Below are 3,701 nucleotides of genomic sequence, written 5' to 3'. Positions count from 1 at the left end.
CGCGAGATGCACGTCATCGTGGGGCAGGGGCAGCTGGATGCCGTGCTGCACGCGACCCCCGAAGGTCGCCGCGGATTCATAGAAGAGGCCGCGGGCATCCTGAAGCACCGCCGCCGCAAGGAGAAGACGCAGCGCAAGCTCGAGGCGATGCAGGCGAACCTCACGAGGCTCAGCGACCTCGGGGGCGAGATCAGGCGACAGCTCAAGCCGCTCGGGCGCCAGGCGGAGATCGCCAAAGAGGCGCAGTCGATCGCGATGATCGTGCGGGATGCGCGCGCCCGTCTTCTCGCAGACGAGGTCGTGACCCTGCGCTCGGCGCTCTCAGACCACGGCCGCACCGAGAACGAGCGCCGCACCGAGCGCATCGTGCTGCAGGAGCGCCTTGAACAGAACCAGCTGCGCGTGGCCCGCATCGAGGGCGCCCAGGTCGGCGACGCCGTCGACATCGCCCGGCGAACCAGCTTCGGCCTCGAATCGGTGCAGGAACGACTGCGCGGCCTGTTCACGCTCGCGAATCAGCGGCTCGCGCTGCTGGGTTCGGATGCCGACGGTGCGGCCGCCGGGCCGACGGTCACCCCGCAGATGGTCGCCGACGCGGTCGACGAGATCGCGCGCCTTCGCGGCGACGTCGCTGCCGCCGAACGTGGCCTGGTCTCGGCCCAGGCGAACTCGGTCGCGGCGCGGTCATCGCTCGACTCCGTCGACGACGAGATCGCGGCGCAGAGCGCCCTCGTCTCGAAGCACGACCTCGAGATCTCGAAACTGCAGGGCCAGGTCGACACGGCGAACTCCCGACTGGCGGCCGTGCGCGGCGAAGTGCTGAGGCAGACGACCGCCCTCGAGGCGGCGACAGCCCGGCGCGGGTCGACGCAGGCCGAGTTCGCGATCCTCGAAGCCGAAGCGGCGATCTCGGGCACGTCTGAGACAGATCTCGATGAGGCCTACGAGTTCGCTCAGGCCCGGCTGTTCGAGGCCGAGGCCGAAATCGAGGTTCTGCGCGAGACGCTGCACGGCCACGAACGCGAGCGCGACGCGCTCGCGGCGCGCACAAGCGCCCTGACCTCGGCGCTCGACACGAAAGACGGCACCGCCGACCTGATCGCGGCCAAGGTTCCCGGAGTTCTCGGGCTGGTGGCCGACAGCGTCAGGGTCGACCCGGGCTTCGAGGCCGCCATCGCTGCCGCCCTCGGCACGCTCGCCGACGCGGTGCTCGCCGAGACGGCAGATGCCGCGCGCACCGCCATCGACCTGGCCCACAGCGACGAGCTCGGCCGAGTCGAGATCGTCGTGGCCGAAGCGCACGCCGAAGCCGAAGCAGATGGTCAAGCCGAAGCCGAAGCGCATGGTCAAGCCGAAGCCGACCTGCGTGGGTCGCCGATCGCATCCGGAATCGCGGGGGTGACCGAGGCAGTCGACGTGATCAGGGCACCCGCCGGGGTGCGCGGCCTGCTCGCCCGAACGCTGATCGTCGACGACCTCGCGGCCGCACGCGTTGCGTGGCCCGCCGTGGCAAGGCACGCGAACGTCACCATGATCACGCGGTCGGGAGACGTGCTCACCGAGTACGTGCTCCGCGGCGGCTCCGGCGCCAAGCGCAGCCGAATCGAACTGCGGGCCGAGCGCGACACCGCATCGGTGAACCTCGACGAGACCGTCTCGCTCATCGACAGGGCGAAGTTCGCTTTGGCCGAACAGAGGGGCATCGTGCAGGTCGCGAAGGAGCACTCGACGCGTGCTCTCGCAGCCCTCCGGGAGTTCGACTCGGCCCTCGCGGCCCAGACCGAGAAGCTTGCCCGGCTCAAGGCCCAGCTCGACGCCTCGACAGGAGAGTTCGACCGGCTCGGCACGGCGCTCGCGGCATCGGAGGAGACCGCGGCGCAGGCCGAGCGCGCTGCGGCCACGGTGAGAGACGAGCTCGAGACGGCCCGGTCGCGCCCGCGCCCCATGCTCGACGTGAGCCAGCGCGACGCGCTGTACGCCGAGCTCGAGGGTGCCCGCGAACGGGAGATCGAAGCGCGGCTTCAACTCGAGACCACCCGCGAGAGGGTGCGTGCCGAAGAGGCGCGCCGCGCCGCTCTCGAGAAGCAGGTCGAAGCGGACCGGGCGGCAGCCGAGGAGGCGGCGCGTCGCGCGGTCATCCGGCGTCGCCAAATCGCTGCGGCGACCGACGTGGTGGAGTCCCTGCCCGCGGTGCTCTCCTCTGTCGAGGCATCGGTCGCCGAGGCGCGCCTCGAGCAGGCGCGAGCCGAGGCCGAACGCGCGGAACAGAACCAGGAGCTGCTGGCCCTCCGCCGTGACGAGGCCGCCCTGCGCGAGCGCCTGCAGGCGATAACAGAGAATGTGCACGGGCTCGAACTGCAGATCTACGAGAAGAAGCTGCACCTCTCGAGTGTGCTCGAGCGGGTGGGCAGCGAGCTCGGGCTCGTCGAAGACGTGCTGGTGGCCGAGTACGGCCCCGACCAGCTGATTCCCGACGCCGACGCCGCACCGGCTGTCGCGGCCGACTCCGATGACGAGCCCACAGGCATCCGATTCGACCGGGCGGCGCAGCAGGCGCGACTCTCGAAGGCCGAGCGCACGCTTGCCGAGCTGGGCCGGGTCAACCCGCTCGCGCTCGAGGAGTTCGACGCGCTCGAGCAGCGACACAAATTTCTCACCGAAAAGCTAACCGACCTCACGAAGACCCGCGCCGACCTGCTCACGATCATCGACGAGATCGACCTGAAGATGCAGGTGATCTTCGACGAGGCGTTCACCGACACGAAGGCCGCGTTCCAGGAGGTGTTCCCCATCCTCTTTCCCGGAGGAACGGGAAGCATCAGCCTCACCGATCCGTCGAACCTGCTGACGACCGGCATCGAGGTCTCGGTCAAGCCCGCGGGCAAGAAGATCGAGCGGCTGTCGCTGCTGTCGGGCGGCGAGCGGTCGCTGGCCGCGGTCGCGTTGCTCATCGCGATCTTCAAGGCGAGGCCCAGCCCGTTCTACATCATGGACGAGGTCGAGGCAGCCCTCGACGACGCCAACCTGGGCCGGCTCCTCACGATTTTCGAAGACCTGCGGCAGACCAGCCAGCTCATCGTGATCACGCATCAGAAGCGCACGATGGAGATCGCAGACGCCCTCTACGGTGTGTCGATGCGGCAAGACGGAGTCTCTGCCGTCGTCGGTCAAAGGGTCGGCTCCGCCCAACCCTGAACCCACCCCGCCCAGCCCCTGCACCCGCCCCTACCCAGACTGCCGCCCTTTCGCGGATGAGGAGATTTCTGCGACACGCCGGTGCTGAGGACGCGACACGCCGGGAGCCCCAGAAATTTCCTCATCCGCGAAGGTGCCTAATCTCAGTGGCGGTTAATTGGACTCAGTCCATCAAATAGCTAGACTGCCGGAATGACGCAGCTTCTTCTGGCCGGATTCGGCAGCGACGCACTGGAGTACACCGACGGCTGGGTGCTGCAACGGCGTCTGCACGAGGGCGTCGTTGCAGGCGAGACGCCCGAGACGTTCGTTCTGCTCGAACATCAATCGGTCTACACCGCAGGGCGTCGAACGGATGCATCGGAGCGGCCCACCGACGGAACGCCGGTGATCGACGTCGACCGCGGTGGCAAGATCACCTGGCACGGGCCGGGCCAGCTGGTCGGCTACCCGATCCTGCGGCTGGCCGAGCCGGTCGATGTCGTGGGCTACGTGCGCCGCCTCGA

2 protein-coding genes are annotated in these 3,701 nt (G+C 68.9%); both read left to right on the top strand.

Going from position 1 to position 3,701, the window contains the following annotated elements; all coding sequences use genetic code 11:
* Positions 1 to 3,195 (top strand): AAA family ATPase (locus ACE5CZ_RS02595; protein WP_374945804.1); only part of this gene is annotated, 3,195 nt, incomplete at its 5' end.
* 192 nt (positions 3,196 to 3,387) lie between these two features.
* A partial coding sequence (gene lipB / locus ACE5CZ_RS02590; protein ID WP_374945803.1) for a lipoyl(octanoyl) transferase LipB occupies positions 3,388 to 3,701 on the top strand: 314 nt, incomplete at its 3' end.

The organism is Agreia sp., assembly GCF_964263775.1.
Taxonomy (GTDB): domain Bacteria; phylum Actinomycetota; class Actinomycetes; order Actinomycetales; family Microbacteriaceae; genus Agreia.
Note: the sequence above shows the minus strand (reverse complement) of the source record. Positions and strands in the feature narration are given on the sequence as shown.